Origin of the sequence: Aquimarina sp. Aq78, from assembly GCF_900299525.1 — a bacterium.
GTDB lineage: Bacteria > Bacteroidota > Bacteroidia > Flavobacteriales > Flavobacteriaceae > Aquimarina.
On record NZ_OMKA01000020.1, the window covers coordinates 300,153 to 317,326 of the forward strand.

Here is a 17,174-nt window from a genome sequence, read left to right on the forward strand (position 1 = left end):
TCATTTCAATAACTATATAATTAGAGGTATGTTGCAGAATTAAACTGTATTTAACACTCTATACTATTTTCACAAAATTAGGTGGAGCTATGTGGTAAGGTTTTATCCAGATTATTATGATCTAAAATTGTATACCCATCATCATCATAATAAAATGCCGGAATAAATTTTTGATCTTGTTTTAAATTCTTTAATACATAAGAATGAACCTGGTGAACTTCTTGTGCAAAAGACTCATCATAATAACTAGCTAATATCAAAATTTCTCCGTTTAATTTTTGCAACTGCTCTTTACTAAATTCTTTTAACGGGCTCAATTCATCTATTGGATGTACAATAGTCCAGGTTGTAGGCAGATATGTAATCGAATTTCTTTCTAGTTTTAGGTTGTAAAAATTATTGACATATTTTTCACCTTTACTTTCCTGAGATAAAGAGAGTGTGGCTTCTATTTTAGGTCGAATCATTACATTAGCACTTCTACTCATTAATCTAAACATAATACAATCTACCCCATTATGTTTTCTAAATACCATACTGCTACTAAATCTAATATTTGCTCTTGGTCTGGAAAACCTACCATACAACAATCCTGTGATAAATGAAAAACTTAACAACCCTATAAGTGCTTCAAAAGAAGAAATAACACCAAAAACTAGTCCTTTTGGCGCCATTGCTCCATACCCCACAGTCGTAATAGTCTGAGCCGAAAAAAAGAAGGCATTGAGAAAATCTTTAAAAACACTTCCTGTAGGTTCTGTGATATTTGATATTCCTAAAAACGTATAGATAATAGCAAATAATGCATTAACCAAAGTATATCCCAATACTACCCATAAGAAGAATTTGGTCCAGCTAATACTGATTAAGTAATTATAACTCTCGGATAAAGAACTTGGTCTATTGATGTGTTTTATATTAAAAGAACCATCAGAATTGATAAATCGTTTAGCATGTTTATTAGAGGACTTACCTATACCTGGGTCTTTTATTTTTTTAGCCATCACTTCATTTTTGAAAACGATTAATCCTCAACAAACTCTTCTATTCTTTTTGCCAAATTATCTGAAACGGGTATTAATGGTAAGCGAAGATTGTCATCACATACCCCTTTTACTTTCAGGATATTTTTTACACCGGCAGGATTTCCTTCTTCAAAAGCATAACCTATAGCTGGTAATAGTGCATAAAGTTTCTCAAATGCCTTTTTTGTTTCTCCTGATAACCCTAATCGTATCATTTCTGAAAACGATGCCGGAAATCCTTGACCAACCACACTTATTACTCCATCTCCGCCTGCTACCACAGCTGGTAATGCCAATGTATCATCACCAGAAATCACAAGAAAATCAGATGGTTTGTTTTTAATAATCTGTAAAACCTGTGTAAAATCCCCCACTGCTTCTTTAATCCCTATTATTTTATCTAATTGAGCAAGGCGTAAGGTTGTTTCTGCTGTCATATTAGTTGCTGTTCTAGATGGAACATTATACAATATAACAGGTAAAATCGTAATATCGTTTATAGCTTTATAATGCCTATAAATACCTTCTTGACTAGGTCTGTTATACATAGGAACAACAGAAAGAACAGCATCAAAATCAGATGAATTGATTTCTTTAATCTCATCAAGAACAGCTGATGTATTATTTCCTCCTACTCCAATTACCAAAGGGAGTCTTTTATTATTTATCGCTACGATATGTGCTGTTAAACTCTTCTTTTCTTCTTTAGAGAGCGTAGCTGACTCTGCAGTAGTTCCTAATACAACTAAATATTCTACGTTTCCTTCTATACAAAAATTAACTAATGATGTAACACCATCATAATCTATCGATCCATCTTTATTAAAAGGAGTAGCTAATGCTATACCTGTTCCTCTTAGAAAATCACTCATACTATATAATCTGTAAAATTTTTAAATATTTTTCAAGCTCTGATATAAAAAGATTGGTATCATTTGTTGAAGCTCCAATAATCAAATCGTTAATTCGATTATCTACCTCTGCAAAACCAACTTTAAATTTAGCTTTAGAAGCTGCTGCTACATAGTTTAACTCTACAGTATTTTTTTCATAAAAATTGATCAAAACATCAAAATCCTTATCTACAAAATCTTGTAAAGATTTACTCTTTATTGCACCATTTACCCCAAAACTCTTATCATTATAATAAGCTGCATCCTTATCATCTATAATTTCTTTCTGATCTTCTTTATAGCCTATTACTTTAAGTTCTTCTGATTTTACACCTAATTCATTAGCAAGTTTCAACAATGAAACGATATTAATAGATTGAGTTGCATCAATAAGAACTGCAAGTGTTTTTAAATTAGAAATGTTTTGAGATCTAGCTTCTCTTTCCCCGAGATATGCTTCGACACTTTTCTTTATTGCATTCCTTTTAAGACCTTTTAAAATCATTTATTAAAAAATTAATAAGCCACAAATGTAGCCATTTTACAAATTAAAATCATCTGGTATACTTCGAGAAAAAACAAAAACTTCACAATTAACACAACTTAATGATTTTTGTTAAATCTATAAATATTTGTCGTCTAAACGTTTCTTTTTAACAAGTTTTGTTTCCACAAAAAAAATAGTAAAAAAGTATATCCCTGCTATTTCTACAATATTGATCAATGTAGTAAATAACCTACTATAAAAATACAATTCATTTATTGCAAGAAATGCATCTACAAATAAGGTACAGCACGAAGCTATAAAAAGATAAATTGATTTCTCATATCGATTAGCAACATAAATAAAAAAACAAACTGTAACAAATAAAAGAAGACTTACTATTATCAATAGTACTGATTCTACAGAATTTATAATTTTTGGCAAAACTAACCCCGTAATAGAAAAAATAAGATACCCAATCAAAAGTATACTAACTATTGCTTGAGGTGACATCAATTTATTTAGTCTTATTTCTTGTATTGATATGAAGTTTTTTAGCAAAAGTAAGCACAAGCCATAGAACAAGGCAATTAGTATTGCAATAGTGGAAAAATATTTTACAAAGTCTAAATACACAAAAACATCGGTTACCGCAATTACAAGCATACTTAATGGAAACAAAAGATTAGTTTTTTTTACAAATCTTTGATACAAGAAGATTAATGATATAGGAACAATTGGTTTCACATATATCAACACCCATTTATCAAAAAAAATAGCTACACATATAACGATTAAAAAAGTAAAATAGGTAAGTAAATATGTAATGTTTATTTTTTTCAAGGAGTTTTTAAAAGATTACAAGATTCATATATAGTATTAATTTAAGTAATATGCATTTCTGTTTTAACAGCTAATTCTTCGTTATTAAGATCAAAAACCTTCAAACTCTTCAGATTTAAGAACTAATGATTTAGTTATCATATAGTGTACTAAAAAAACAAGAGCAAGCGGACTACATATTAACATAAGTACATTAAGCTCTTTAGACCGTAGATAAAATCTATCGATTAAGAACATAAAGTCGCTAAATGCAAAATTCAACATGGATAAAAAGAACCATAACGATTTTTCTGATCGAATGTTTATATAATGCATCGCTCCTACAATTAGTAAAACATAAACTAATAATAAATAGAGAAACCCTAATACTTGCATTTCTCCCATAGGGTCTTTAAGCTCCAGATAAGCCATAAAAAATATAACTGTAAACAGAGAACTACCCAATACTAGCGTAAAGACATCTCTGCTACTATATACGAATGACTTATGATTATAATACAAGAAAAAAAACAACAAGATATAGACGACTATATGCGCCTCTATCTGAAATTTTACAACATCATCTATAGCATAAAACACACCTAACTCTTTTATAACAAAAACCAAAAGAACAATAACTTTAAATATTCTTATTCGTTTAGAATCTACAAAATAAAGAGCGGTTATTAATACTACAAGAATTAAACTAGTGTATGTGTTTAATAAATCATTTTGAAACACAAACCCTAATACTTGTATAATAATTAAAAAAGAAATTAAAAGCTTTAGTAGTTTTCCTCCATTCATTAATTTTAATTTGCATCCGAAAAAAAATCAACACAATTCTCTATAGGACACTTTGTTACACAATTATATAATTTTTCCCTTACACAAGATACTAAATTTTGAGATAACTTAAAATAGCCTCGAAATCCTTCCTTACAATTTATTTAATTTTAAAGAAGTAGGGCTAGATATCTTAAACTGTACAAGAAAAAAAACAGCTAATAATTGATAAATAGAATTAATAATTTCAAATTCGAGTGAAGAAACATAAAACTTGTTTAACGCAAAGCAAGAATCACTAATAACAAAATTTAATATTGCGATCAAAAACCATAACGACTTGGTTGATCTAACATTTACATAATGAAAGACTGCTCCTATAAACAGAAAATATAATATCAGTAAATACACCAATCCATAGTATTTAATATCACCCATTCCTATATGTATTGCGTCATAAATTTCATAAACAATAAGAGACCACACTACAAAGAAAATTGACACATAGGCGATATCAGTACCATCATAATCTATAGGTTTATGATTTTTATATAAAAAATAGAATAATAACAAATAACAAACACCATAACTCAATAAGACATATACAAAACTATTCTGTAGATCTGTCAATAGAAATATATCCCCCAGAAAGCAAAGAAACAAAACCAATAAAAACAGAATACTTATATGCTTTGTATTAAACCAGTATAACATAAAAAACAAGGGTACTGTGGTTGGCTTTACATAAAACTCTAAATCAGGCCAATTCATAGCAGTACTCAATACACAAAGCCCTCCTGTAATGAGTAATAACGCCTTAATAAGAGTTCTTATTTTCATGCTATTTTACTAAGAAATTCATCTTCGCTAATAATAGGAATCTCCAATGCTTTCGCTTTTTCTAACTTACTAGGCCCCATATTAGCTCCAGCAACAATAAAAGAAGTTTTAGAAGAGATAGAACTAGAAATTTTACCTCCATTATCTTCTATCATTTTTTTAAGTTCATTACGTGATACTTTTTCAAAAACTCCTGAAACTACAAATGTCTGCCCCTGTAAAGTATCTGTTTGATTTGCTAGTTTTTCTGCAGAAACTTCTAACTGAACACCATATTGTTTTAACCTGTTAATTAAATTTCTATTTTCTTCGGAAGCAAAAAATTCTACTACACTTTGAGCTATCTTTATTCCTATCTCATCTACATTTACCAGTTCTTCTTCTGAAGCTTCAATAATAGCATCAATAAACTTATAATGTTTAGCGAGCTTCTTTGCTACAGTTTCTCCCACATATCGAATTCCTAATGCAAACAAAACACGCTCAAAGGGAATTTCTTTAGATTTTTCTATTCCAGCAATAAGATTTTCAGCACTTTTTTCTGCCATCCTCTCTAAAGGAATAACCTGCTCTTTTTTTAATTCATAAAGATCTGCATAGTTTATAATCAAGTCTTCATTAACCAGTAGTGCCACAGTTTCCCCTCCTAGTCCATCGATATCCATCGCTTTACGAGAAATATAATGCTGTATACGACCAATTATCTGAGGTGGACATCCCTGATAATTAGGACAATAATGCTGAGCCTCTCCTTCTTTACGAATAAGATCTGTATGACATTCTGGGCATTGAGTTATATATACTGTTGGTTGTGAATTGTTGTCTCTTTTTTGAAAATCAACTGCTATTATTTTTGGAATAATTTCTCCTCCTTTTTCAACAAAAACCGTATCCCCTTCGCGTATATCCAGTTTTGCTATCTGGTCGGCATTATGCAAAGAAGCCCTTTTTACGGTAGTTCCTGCAAGCAATACAGGTTCTAGGTTAGCCACCGGAGTAATTGCACCTGTTCTACCTACCTGATATGTAATTTCATGAAGGGTTGTAAAAACCTGTTCGGCTTTAAACTTATAAGCCATAGCCCATCTTGGGGCTTTGGCTGTAAAACCAAGTTCCTCCTGTTGCTGAAGATCATTTACCTTAATCACCACACCATCTGTTTCGTATGGTAAATTGTGACGATGCTCATCCCAGTATGCTACAAAATCCAACACCTCATCAATCGAATGTACCAATTTGGATTCTGCGGGAACTTTAAACCCCCATTCTCTGGCCTTTTCTAAACTTTCGAATTGAGTAACAATTCCTAATCTATTTCCTATAATACTATACAGCAAACAATCTAGTGGTCGCTTAGCCGTTTCGCCACTATCCTGCAATTTCAGACTACCAGAAGCAGTATTTCGAGGGTTAGCATAAGGATCTTCTCCTACTGCTATTCGCTCTTCATTCATTTTTGCAAAACCTTCGTAAGGCAAAATAATTTCACCTCGTATATCAAATTTTGGAGGAAAACCACCTTTTAGCTTTAACGGTACAGAATTAATGGTTTTTACATTTGTCGTAACATTATCTCCCTGAATACCATCTCCTCTAGTTACTGCTTTCACCAATACTCCATCTTCATAAGTAAGGCTTATCGATGCCCCATCATATTTAAGTTCACAAGTATAATTCACTTCTCCATCGACCAACTTTTTAATACGTTTTTCCCAATCCAATAAATCTTCCTTTGAATATGAATTATCCAGAGAATACATTCGATGTTCATGAACTATCGTTTCAAAATTCTTAGTCACTTCGCCCCCAACCCTAAGTGTTGGAGAATTAGGATCATAATATTCTGGGTGTTTTTCTTCTAATTCCTGTAGTGTTTTGAGTTTCATATCAAACTCATAATCACTTATTACAGCAGCATCCAGTACGTAGTAGTTATAATTATGCTGCCTTAGTTCTTCCCTTAATTGATTGATGTGTTGTTCTGTATTCATTGGTACTTATATGTCTTGTTTTAATGGTCAGACAGAATACCTACCGTGTATTGGCAGATTTAATGATTAAGACTTATTCTTTATTGTTTTTAATACTTTTTAAAATCGTTTCATTCTCATTCAATTACCATGATATCATGTTCTTTCTGGCTTTAACCATTTTGGCACTTGTACCGGCTTGAAGGTTCTCATTTTTTCTAATAACCTATCTATATCATCATCAACAAGAAGCAATTCATAGTTTTCCATTTTTAAAAACCCTCTTCGTACCATGTTTTCTAACAAAGCTAACAGATCATTATAAAACCCTGCGGTGTTTAAAAGTCCAATTGGTTTTTGATGCAAACCTAACTGAGACCATGTTATAATTTCAAACAATTCTTCTAATGTTCCGAATCCTCCAGGTAATGTAATAAAGCCATCGCTAAGCTCCTGCATTTTCATCTTTCGTTCGTGCATATTAGCAGTAGTAATCAGCTCATACAATCCTTGATGCACTACTTCTTTTCGTTTTAGAAATTCTGGAATCACCCCTATCACTTTTCCTTTTTGCTGCATCACTCCCTGAGCAACCTTGCCCATTATCCCAATTTTTGCAGCACCATAAACCAGCGTGATTTTTTGCTGGGCTAGTTTTTCTCCTAATAAAAATGCTTCGGCAATAACCCTGGTATCGTTTCCTTCACTGCTTCCACAAAATACACAAATTGAATTCAGATTATTCATATCAACAGGTTTTTTTTAATTTAAACAAGCTCTTATCATACGTTCATTATCATATAAATCCTTACGTACCTCTACAGATTTAAATCCTTTACTCTCGATCATATTTTTGGTTTCTACACCCAAGTACTGATTAATTTCAAAATACAAACCACCATTTTCTTTTAATTTTTCTTTAGCCAAATCTGTAATCTTTTTATAAAAGAGCAAAGGCTCATTATCAGAAACAAATAGCGCTCGTTGTGGTTCATTATCCAATACATTAGATCTCATTTCTTTCTTCTCTAATTCACGTACATAAGGCGGATTAGAAACTATGATATCAAAATCTTGAAATAGTTCTTTAACCTCTAGAATATCTGCTTTAATAAATGTTATATCTGCTTGATTTTTCTTTGCATTGTCTCTTGCAACTTGTATAGCCTGTTCTGATATGTCCATTGCATACACTTTGGCTTCAGGTATTTTTTTTGCTAAAGAAATAGCTATACAACCACTTCCTGTCCCAATATCCAATATTGTTATTGATTGTTTATCCTTTTTTTGATCTTCTATAATCCAATCCACCAACTCTTCTGTTTCTGGCCTTGGAATTAGCACATTTTCATTGACCATAAATGGTATTCCGTAAAAATAAGTTTTTCCAATTATATATTGAATAGGTTCTTGTTTTTCGAGTCGTCTTCTGGCTTTATCAAAATTTGCTTTTTCCTCAATGGTAAGTATTTTATCCAGATGCATAGCAACATCTACTCTTTTAAACCCTAAAATCTCTTCAGAAAGTATATAAAAAAAAGATAGTATTTCTTCAGAATCATAGATTCTGGATAACGAATTTGTAAAATTAGCCCTAAGGTCTTTTATCTTCAATTTGAAGTTTATTTTAGATTATAAATCTTTTATCATCCATGCCTGACAACTATAATGCCCGGTATCCCCAATCGGCTCTTTCAAAGGAATAAAGCCTACTTTTTTATATAGTTTTCTGGCTGATTCCATATAAGGCATGGTTTCCAAATAACATTTGGCATATCCTTGTTCTTTTGCAAAATCAAGACATCTATTTATCATCTTATACCCAACTCCTTTGCCTCTTGCTTGTGGTAAGAAATACATTTTTTGCAGCTCGCAAATATCACCAACAACCTCTCCTTCTAATGGAGCAATACCGGCACCACCAATAATTTTACCCTCTTCTTCGACCACATAATACTGCATTCTTGAATAGTCGTATGTTTCATACATACTATCTAAAGATTCATCTTCATAAGCAGTACCAACCTTAGGCACCCCCATTTCTATTAAAACTTCTCGTATTACTGAGGCAATTACTTTATTATCTTTTAACTGTATTGCTCGTATTTTTATATCACTCATTATATTTAAAATACTATTTTTGTCGTATCACAAAAACGTGAACCAGAAGATTCTTCTGATCTTCGTTTGAATAAAAAATTAGCTTCTAAAAAGGTATTGAAATATACGTTAAATCTAACAAGGAATCAATGAATAAGTTTTTATTATTATCAACATTGCTTATAGGTATTACCAGTTGTTCTATTTCTAAAAAACCTAAATTCAAATACGTCAACAATATTGAGGTTAAAAATGTCAGTATGCGCAATATAACGCTCAAAGCAGATGCTGTTTTCAATAATCCAAATAACATAAAAGGAAAACTTTCGATAGACAGCATACACATTTTTGTTGATAACATTGATGTCGGAGCACTCTCTTCGCAAGAGTTTGATGTTCCTTCAAAAAATGAATTCGCCATTCCGCTAGAAGGAACTTTTTCACTTTCTAAAGTCTATAAAAAAAACAAAAACAGTATACTTGGCAGTGTACTAAAAGTAATCCAAAGTGATTCGCTTGATATACAATATAAAGGAGTAATTCGATATCATTTCGGAAATTTCTCTTATCCATACACAATTGACAAACAACAAAAGGTAAGACTAAAATAAAAGTGACAATACACAAAAAATATATAAAACGATGTATCCAGTTAGCCAAAAACGGACTGGGAACGACCTACCCAAATCCTTTGGTGGGTAGTGTAATTGTGCATAACGACAGTATCATTGGTGAAGGATGGCATTATCAATCCGGAAAACCTCATGCCGAAGTAAATGCCATTGCTTCTGTAAAAAACCATTCCCTCTTAAAAGATGCCACAATCTATGTTAGTCTAGAACCCTGTAGCCATTTTGGAAAAACACCTCCTTGCAGTGACCTTATTATTGAAAAAGGAATAAGAAAGGTCGTTATTGGTACAATAGATACTTTTGCAAAAGTATCAGGCGCTGGAATTCAAAGGTTAATGAATGCTGGTTGTGATGTAACTGTTGGAGTTCTAGAAAATGAATGCTTAGCATTAAACAAAAGATTTTTTACTTTTCACAATAAAAAAAGACCATATATAATCCTAAAATGGGCAGAAACTACAGATGGTTATATTGCACCGGTTTCTACCAAAAAAAGAGAGCCTGTCTGGATTACAAATACATATTCCAGACAAATTGTGCACAAATGGCGAGCAGAAGAACAATCTATTTTGATAGGAAGCCAAACTGTTATTAAAGACAACCCTAAACTTACTATCAGAGATTGGGCTGGTCAACATCATCCTACTAGAGTCGTCATTAACAGATCAGGGAAAATCCCTAAAGATTCTGCCGTACTGGATCAATCAGTAAAGACCATAGTGATTACTTCAGAAAAATCAAAAAAAGACAATAGCAATACTCTTATTTACGAAGTTGTCGATTCACAAGAGAATCTTACCAAAGAAATATGTGACATTCTCTATAAACACAGCATCCAATCAGTGATCATAGAAGGAGGTTCTTATACATTACAATCCTTTATTGATAAAAATCTCTGGGATGAGGCGAGGGTTTTTGAAGGAAATACTACTTTTGGAACCGGAATAAAAGCCCCCACACATAAAGGAAATCTAATTTCTGAACAAAAAATCATGACAGACACCCTAAAGATATATCAAAATGATTAAAACTATAATTTTTGATTTTGGAGACGTCTTTATCAATTTAGACAAACCCGCAACAGAAAGAGAATTATACAATCTTAAAAATGAAAAGCTCACTACAGAGATACGAGAGCTTAATATTTTATATGAAGCAGGCAAGATTACTACAAAAGAGCTTATAGAAAGCTTTCAGAAGTTTATTCCTGAAGCTTCAGAGAAGCAACTTACTAATGCCTGGAATGCTCTTTTACTGGATTTCCCTAAACATCGCCTAGAATTCATTCAAAAACTAGCTTCAGAACAACGTTATAAACTGATCTTACTTAGTAATAACAATGAATTACACATTAATTGGATCAAAAAACATATTAGCTTTTTCCCTGCTTTCAAATCATGCTTTGATGCTTTTTACCTCTCTCATGAAATCAATTTACGAAAGCCAGAACCTTATATTTTTGAATTTGTTCTGAAACAACATCAATTAAACCCAAGCGAAACCCTTTTTATTGATGACACAAAGGACAATACAGACACTGCTGCTGCACTGGGAATGCATATCTGGAACAACAATCCTGTAACCGAAGATGTTACAGATTTATTTACCATAAAATCTGATTTATTTTGATCTATTTAATTTTAAGTGTCTTAGCGTCTACTCTGATTTTTATCATCTTTAAATTGTTTTCTAAATACCAGGTAGACACACTACAGGCAATTGTTGTAAACTATGTTGTAGCTTCTATTTCAGGAATTATAGCATACTCAGAACCAATAGATTTACCTTCTGTATCTGGAAAAGAATGGTTTTATGGAGCAATGATTTTGGGTGTAATATTCATATCTGTATTTAACCTAATGGCAATTACTACTCAAAAAAACGGCCTATCTGTAGCTGCAGTAGCGACCAAAATGAGCTTAGTAATCCCCATCATATTCGGAATTATAGTATACCAAGAGAGTACGGGCATAGTAAAAGTCATAGGTATTCTAATTGCACTTATAGCAGTTTATCTTACCTCAGTTAAAACCACCGGAGGAATCCCTTTAACAAAAAAGAATCTAATCTTTCCGTTACTGGTTTTTATAGGAAGTGGGGTTATTGATACTAGTATTAAGTTTTTAGAAACACATTATGTAGCTAAAAATGATATCCCAGTTTTTTCTGCTACTATTTTTGGATTTGCCGCAATTGTTGGAATTATTACATTAGCATTTAAAGCAATAACCGGAACATTAAAAATTGCATTTAAAAATATTATCGCAGGGATTATATTAGGAGTTCCTAATTATTTTTCGATCTATTTCCTGATTCAAGCTTTACGCCATGATAGTATGGATAGCTCTACAGTATTCACCATTAATAACGTAGCCATCCTTTTGGTTTCAACTCTTGCTGGAATTCTTTTTTTTAAAGAGAAATTAATCCTAAAAAACTGGATAGGCATCATTCTGGCGGTTATTAGCATTATTTTGGTTGCCTTTTCTATATAGCATACACCCATTGGAAATAAAAGACACATATAAAACAATTAATATCCCTGGAGAGGAAGCTCTTTTTAAAGATCGAAATAGTAAGTTTTTTGGATACACATTTCCTATTACCACAGAAGAGGAAGCCAAGCATATTATTGCCGACCTTAAAAAGAAACATCACTCTGCCCGACATTGGTGTTATGCCTGGAAAATAGGAATAGAGCCCTCTAGATATCGTATCAACGATGATGGTGAACCTTCTAATTCTGCCGGCCAACCCATTTATGGCCAGATTCTATCTTTTGATGTTACTAATATATTAATTGTTGTTGTGCGTTATTTTGGAGGTGTAAAACTGGGAGTTGGCGGATTAATCAACGCTTATAGAACTGCAGCGCAATTAGCACTTGAAACTTCAGAAATAGTTGAAAAAACAATTAATATTGATTTTATAATTATTTTCGAGTATAAAGACATGAATAAAGTAATGAGAATTATTAAAGAACATAATCTAAACATTACTAAACAAGATCATAAATTGAATTGTAAAATTCATATTTCTGTAAGAAAAAAGTTTGCTGATAAAATAAAAGATGTTTTTTCCCCGTTGTATGATATAGAAATTAGAAAAACACAGGATTAATAGTTTTTTATTTTTTCAAGCAAGTAAGAGGGACATGGAATAGGTTTTCTTGTTTTACTATCAACAAAGACCAAAGTTGTAGATGCTGTTGTTAGCAATTCATTATTTTTATTAAAAATCTCAAAATCGAAAGTGATTTTAGCTGTAGGAATTTTCCTTAGTGAAGTTTTAACAATTAATTCATCGTCGAAGAAAGCAGATTTCTTAAATTTAAAGTCTAATGTAAACACAGGAAGCATAACACCATTTTCTTCCATTGATTTATATGAAATCCCTAATCGGGATAACCAATCAATTCGTGCCAATTCTAAATACTGCGCGTAGTTACCATGATATACTACACCCATCTGATCTGTTTCAGAGTATCGCACCTTTAGTAAAGTTTCTGAAGTGATAAACATATTTTAAAAATGAGGGGTTATTTAGTTAAATTAAAAGTAGTATTGTCAAATTATGCAAAAAAAATAATTAATATTCAACCCCTAAATCGTTTTTTTTTTACATTTTTTGTTCACATATTTGTCATGCAAAAACAGTAAGGAGTTTTTCAGCAATTTCTTTTTAGTACCTTAACACAAAAAAAAGTAAACCTGACCACAAGAATGAATGTAACCGCGCAATCAGTTTGGGATAGTTGTTTGTCTTTCATAGAAGACAATATCACACCCCAAGCTTTTAAAACTTGGTTTGAACCAATCAAAGCTGTAAAGCTTACAGATAGCGCTCTCAGTATTCAGGTTCCTAGTAAATTTTTTTACGAGTGGCTAGAAGAACATTACGTTAATCTACTTAAAGTATCTTTAACTCGAGAATTGGGAGAAAGCGCTAAGTTGGTTTATGTTATTAAAATGGAAAACACTTATGGCAACAAAAAGCCATTTACTGAAAAAATTCCAAGTTCTAACCGAACTCCTGTTAACTCTCAAGAAGTTGACGTTCCTATTAAAAGTAAAAATCCCGAGTTAAAAAATCCATTCGTTATTCCTGGAATACGAAATGTAAAAATAGAATCTCAATTAAATCCAAGTTATAATTTTGAAAATTTCTTAGAAGGAGATTCTAACCGATTAGCTCGCTCTGCAGGTATGGCCGTAGCCAATAAGCCCGGAGGCACCTCTTTTAACCCTTTGCTTATTTTTGGAGGAGTTGGTTTAGGGAAAACACACCTTGCTCACGCAATTGGTGTAAACATAAAAGATAATTACCCAGAGAAAACAGTTTTATATATTTCTGCAGAAAAATTTACCCAACAGTATATTGAATCTGTAAAAAAGAACAACAGAAACGATTTTATTCATTTTTATCAGATTATTGATGTTTTAATTGTTGATGACATTCAACTATTATCTGGTAAAGCAGGAACTCAAGATGTATTCTTTCATATTTTCAACCATTTACATCAAAATGGCAAACAAGTAATCCTAACAAGTGACAAAGCTCCTGTAGACATGCAGGATATAGAACAACGATTACTATCTCGTTTTAAATGGGGATTATCTGCAGAATTGCATCAACCTGATTTTGAAACCAGAATTTCGATCATTAAAAACAAATTATATCGTGATGGCGTAGAAATGCCTGAAGAAATAGTTGAGTTTCTAGCAAACAATATCAAAACCAATATCCGAGAATTAGAAGGTGCAATTATATCATTAATAGCTCATTCTTCTTTTAATAAAAAAGATATTACAATAGACCTTGCCAAGACCATAGTAGACAACTATGTTAAAAACACAAAACGCGAGGTATCCATCGATTATATCCAAAAGGTGGTAAGCGATTATTTCCAAATGGATGTAGAAACACTACAATCCAAAACACGAAAACGCCATATCGTGCAAGCAAGGCAATTAGCAATGTTCTTTGCTAAAAAATTAACAAAAGCCTCTTTAGCCAGTATCGGCACACAAATAGGAAAAAGAGATCACGCTACCGTTCTCCATGCTTGTAAAACAGTAGACAACCTATCATCTACAGATAAGCAGTTTAGAAAATACGTAGAAGATTTAGGAAAGAAGCTTACATTATAATTTTACATTATTTTACAAGAGCAAATCAAAATTAACACCACAAGCTCAGCCGTAGTATTAGCAAGAAAAAGTGTACACTACTTTAAAACAGCAAAACAAACCACATGAAAGTTAAAATTCTAATGGTATGTCTAGGCAATATATGCAGATCCCCTTTAGCAGAAGGTATCTTAAAATCTAAACTAGACCCCAGTCATTACAGCGTAGCGTCCTGCGGCACAAGCAGCTATCATATTAACAGCAAGCCCGATCAACGTTCTATAGATATCGCCAAACAATACGGTATTGATATTACAAACCAAAGAGCTGCTCAATTTAAGGTTAGCGACTTTACAACTTACGATCACATATACGCCATGGATAGCTCTAATTATGAAAATATAATTGATCTAGCTAGTAATGATCATGAAAAAAACAAAGTAAAATACATCTTAAACGAATTACACCCTAACAGCAATCTTGATGTGCCTGATCCATATTACGGAGGAGAACAAGGTTTTGAAGACGTATTTCAAATGCTCAATAAAGCATGCGACAATATTGCTTTAAAACTTAAAGAATCTGATTAGTCTTTCGCTTAACAGCAACCAAAGAATAATGTTAATATCAACATCATTTCTCCTTATCAAATACTATCATTGCAAATAATAGCGTTACAATAGATAACAATAAAAAAAATAATACTATTTTAGTATGTACCCTATCAAGGATATATACGTTCTTAAACCTTAAGGATTAATTTATTGATAATACACATACGTTTTGACACACTAAAACACATTCATTACAAATAATAATATCAACAAAAAAATCTTTAAAAAACCCGTTATAAAAAACCTATGGAATTTAAACCCCTAGATCCCAAAGGAAAATTATACCTAATCCCAACACGATTAGGAGATGATGTCCCTTTAGAAGTACTTCCTATATCTATTAAAAAGGTATTAGAGCAAGTAAATCACTATATTGTAGAAAATGAAAAACCTGCAAGGCGATTTATAAAAAAGGTAAGCCCTAGCAAGTCACAACGCTCTATTGTCATACACACTGTTAACAAATACACGGATATTTCTGAAATACCAAGCTATCTTACACCCTGCCTTAACGGAGAATCTATCGGCCTATTATCAGATGCTGGATGCCCGGGAATTGCTGACCCAGGAGCAGAAGTTGTTAAAATAGCTCACGAAAAAGGCATACCAGTAACACCACTTGTCGGGCCGTCATCGATACTACTAGCCATGATGAGTAGCGGAATGAACGGTCAAAATTTCACCTTTAACGGCTATCTTCCTATTGATAAAAATGAAAGAAAATCAACCATTAAACATCTAGAAAGGATTTCTTTAGAAAAGAACCAATCACAAATCTTTATCGAAACACCTTATCGCAATGATAAAATGTTTTCTGACCTCAAAACTATATTAAACACCAATACTCGATTATGCATTGCATGTGATATCACATTAACCACCGAGTTTATAGCCACCAAAACAGTTGAAGAATGGAAAAAAGAAGAGATAGATCTTCATAAAAGACCCACAATATATATCATACAAAGAGACTAATCGTAAGAGAAAAGCTAGATGGCTTTTGCCCTCCTATTAGAAACAACAAAAGAAGTATCATATCCTCCAAATCGTTTCATATAGTAACGAATTGTTGTACCAAAAGCATCCGCAAACCCTTCTACACCTCCACTACGTAAATATTTTTTCACAGCACCAGGCCCAGACAAGTGAGCAGCAGCCAGAATCCCTGACTCTGTTACTTCTACTCCATTCATCCTTCTACCAACAAACCATTTTATATCCCTACGTAGAACCCACTTATTCCTGGATAGATTTGCATAAAATGCTTTTTCCTGAAGAGCTGGATTGTTAAGAAATTTATTTCTTTTTACATTTTTAATCCCTATTAGAGCAAGTGTTCCTTTACCAAATTGATATTTCCCCAAATACCCAAATTGATTAACCACACCATAATCTCCTCTAGACTCCTTAAAAGCAACAGCCTCTTTAAACCCAATATAAGATTTTCCAAGCTCAGGAGAGATAAATGTATTATCGTCTTCTATTTCATTAAAATTCGGTGCAATGTAATACAGATCTAAACCCGCTGTACTATAAGAACTAAGATCTACGTTCTCTTTTGTTCTAAAACTTAGCAAAAGTATTCCCCCAGTTGTAAGTAATATAGATAATCCTATTATCCTCTTTATCATATAAAAAATTTCTAAGTAGTCATCATAAATGACGTCCCCCACTACTTAAATTTTTGCCGTGCAAATATACAGCTTTTCCACAAACTATCAAGAGTCAAATGTTAAAATAATTATAATGCTGAAAAACAGTGTTTTACACAAAAAAACAAGGTTAAAAACGGTTAAAACACCTATAAAAAACCTTAAAAACGACACTTAAACGTCAAACATGGCATTTTAATCGGAAAAAACTAAACCACTACACTTGC

19 protein-coding genes are annotated in these 17,174 nt (G+C 32.2%); 8 read left to right on the top strand and 11 right to left on the bottom strand.

Features of this window, described 5'->3' with window-relative positions; all coding sequences use genetic code 11:
• Positions 1 to 77: 77 nt before the first annotated feature.
• From DG435_RS12945 to DG435_RS12985, 9 genes are all read right to left on the bottom strand, one after another.
• Complete coding sequence (locus DG435_RS12945; protein WP_106795144.1) at positions 78 to 1,004, bottom strand: ion channel; 927 nt, start codon at positions 1,002 to 1,004, stop codon at positions 78 to 80.
• 20 nt (positions 1,005 to 1,024) lie between these two features.
• On the bottom strand, positions 1,025 to 1,897 hold the full coding sequence (dapA, locus tag DG435_RS12950) for a 4-hydroxy-tetrahydrodipicolinate synthase (RefSeq protein WP_106795143.1): 873 nt from the start codon (positions 1,895 to 1,897) through the stop codon (positions 1,025 to 1,027).
• A 1-nt stretch (position 1,898) separates the two neighbouring features.
• Positions 1,899 to 2,423, bottom strand: coding sequence for a hypothetical protein (locus DG435_RS12955; RefSeq protein WP_234420909.1), 525 nt, complete (start codon positions 2,421 to 2,423; stop codon positions 1,899 to 1,901).
• Positions 2,424 to 3,335: 912 nt separating this feature from the next.
• Positions 3,336 to 4,031 carry a hypothetical protein gene (locus DG435_RS12965; protein ID WP_106794520.1) on the bottom strand — a complete coding sequence of 232 codons (696 nt, stop codon included), beginning with the start codon at positions 4,029 to 4,031 and terminating at the stop codon, positions 3,336 to 3,338.
• Between the two features lie 132 nt (positions 4,032 to 4,163).
• Complete coding sequence (locus DG435_RS12970) at positions 4,164 to 4,850, bottom strand: lysoplasmalogenase family protein (protein WP_106794521.1); 687 nt, start codon at positions 4,848 to 4,850, stop codon at positions 4,164 to 4,166.
• Positions 4,847 to 6,841 carry an NAD-dependent DNA ligase LigA gene (gene ligA / locus DG435_RS12975; RefSeq protein WP_106794522.1) on the bottom strand — a complete coding sequence of 665 codons (1,995 nt, stop codon included), beginning with the start codon at positions 6,839 to 6,841 and terminating at the stop codon, positions 4,847 to 4,849. Before ligA ends, DG435_RS12970 begins: the two co-directional genes overlap by 4 nt.
• A 135-nt stretch (positions 6,842 to 6,976) precedes the next feature.
• On the bottom strand, positions 6,977 to 7,567 hold the full coding sequence (locus DG435_RS25950; RefSeq protein ID WP_234387168.1) for a TIGR00730 family Rossman fold protein: 591 nt from the start codon (positions 7,565 to 7,567) through the stop codon (positions 6,977 to 6,979).
• 15 nt (positions 7,568 to 7,582) lie between these two features.
• On the bottom strand, positions 7,583 to 8,434 hold the full coding sequence (gene prmC, locus DG435_RS25955; RefSeq protein ID WP_234387169.1) for a peptide chain release factor N(5)-glutamine methyltransferase: 852 nt from the start codon (positions 8,432 to 8,434) through the stop codon (positions 7,583 to 7,585).
• A gap of 18 nt (positions 8,435 to 8,452) precedes the next feature.
• Positions 8,453 to 8,941 (bottom strand): GNAT family N-acetyltransferase, encoded by a 489-nt coding sequence (locus DG435_RS12985; protein ID WP_106794523.1) that lies wholly within the window; start codon positions 8,939 to 8,941, stop codon positions 8,453 to 8,455.
• 239 nt (positions 8,942 to 9,180) lie between these two features.
• On the opposite strand from DG435_RS12985, the gene DG435_RS12990 reads away from it, so the two are divergent.
• The 5 genes from DG435_RS12990 to DG435_RS13010 are packed head-to-tail and all read left to right on the top strand — an operon-like array spanning position 9,181 to position 12,672.
• Positions 9,181 to 9,531 carry a hypothetical protein gene (locus DG435_RS12990; RefSeq protein WP_159025750.1) on the top strand — a complete coding sequence of 117 codons (351 nt, stop codon included), beginning with the start codon at positions 9,181 to 9,183 and terminating at the stop codon, positions 9,529 to 9,531.
• A 2-nt stretch (positions 9,532 to 9,533) separates the two neighbouring features.
• Positions 9,534 to 10,580: a bifunctional diaminohydroxyphosphoribosylaminopyrimidine deaminase/5-amino-6-(5-phosphoribosylamino)uracil reductase RibD gene (gene ribD, locus DG435_RS12995; protein ID WP_106794525.1), complete on the top strand. Its 1,047-nt coding sequence runs from the start codon at positions 9,534 to 9,536 to the stop codon at positions 10,578 to 10,580.
• Complete coding sequence (locus DG435_RS13000) at positions 10,573 to 11,181, top strand: HAD family phosphatase (protein WP_106794526.1); 609 nt, start codon at positions 10,573 to 10,575, stop codon at positions 11,179 to 11,181. Before ribD ends, DG435_RS13000 begins: the two co-directional genes overlap by 8 nt.
• Complete coding sequence (locus DG435_RS13005) at positions 11,178 to 12,047, top strand: DMT family transporter (protein ID WP_106794527.1); 870 nt, start codon at positions 11,178 to 11,180, stop codon at positions 12,045 to 12,047. The genes DG435_RS13000 and DG435_RS13005 overlap by 4 nt, the downstream gene beginning before the upstream one ends.
• 10 nt (positions 12,048 to 12,057) lie before the next feature.
• The gene (locus tag DG435_RS13010) at positions 12,058 to 12,672 is read left to right on the top strand and encodes a YigZ family protein (RefSeq protein WP_234387170.1); all 615 of its coding nucleotides are present in this window, start codon (positions 12,058 to 12,060) and stop codon (positions 12,670 to 12,672) included.
• Here DG435_RS13010 and DG435_RS13015 read toward each other — a convergent pair.
• On the bottom strand, positions 12,669 to 13,073 hold the full coding sequence (locus tag DG435_RS13015) for a thioesterase family protein (RefSeq protein WP_106794528.1): 405 nt from the start codon (positions 13,071 to 13,073) through the stop codon (positions 12,669 to 12,671). The two genes, DG435_RS13010 and DG435_RS13015, sit on opposite strands and share 4 nt — an antisense overlap.
• Before the next feature lie 201 nt (positions 13,074 to 13,274).
• Here DG435_RS13015 and dnaA point away from each other — a divergent pair, with 201 nt between their 5' ends.
• The 3 genes from dnaA to DG435_RS13030 all read left to right on the top strand — a co-directional run bounded on the left by dnaA (position 13,275) and on the right by DG435_RS13030 (position 16,270).
• Positions 13,275 to 14,702 (top strand): chromosomal replication initiator protein DnaA, encoded by a 1,428-nt coding sequence (gene dnaA, locus DG435_RS13020; protein WP_024770517.1) that lies wholly within the window; start codon positions 13,275 to 13,277, stop codon positions 14,700 to 14,702.
• 122 nt (positions 14,703 to 14,824) lie between these two features.
• The gene (locus tag DG435_RS13025) at positions 14,825 to 15,271 is read left to right on the top strand and encodes a low molecular weight protein-tyrosine-phosphatase (RefSeq protein WP_369872012.1); all 447 of its coding nucleotides are present in this window, start codon (positions 14,825 to 14,827) and stop codon (positions 15,269 to 15,271) included.
• A 270-nt stretch (positions 15,272 to 15,541) separates the two neighbouring features.
• Positions 15,542 to 16,270, top strand: coding sequence for an SAM-dependent methyltransferase (locus DG435_RS13030; RefSeq protein WP_106794530.1), 729 nt, complete (start codon positions 15,542 to 15,544; stop codon positions 16,268 to 16,270).
• Between the two features lie 14 nt (positions 16,271 to 16,284).
• Here DG435_RS13030 and DG435_RS13035 read toward each other — a convergent pair whose 3' ends face one another.
• On the bottom strand, positions 16,285 to 16,926 hold the full coding sequence (locus DG435_RS13035; RefSeq protein WP_024770520.1) for a hypothetical protein: 642 nt from the start codon (positions 16,924 to 16,926) through the stop codon (positions 16,285 to 16,287).
• Positions 16,927 to 17,174 lie beyond the last annotated feature (248 nt).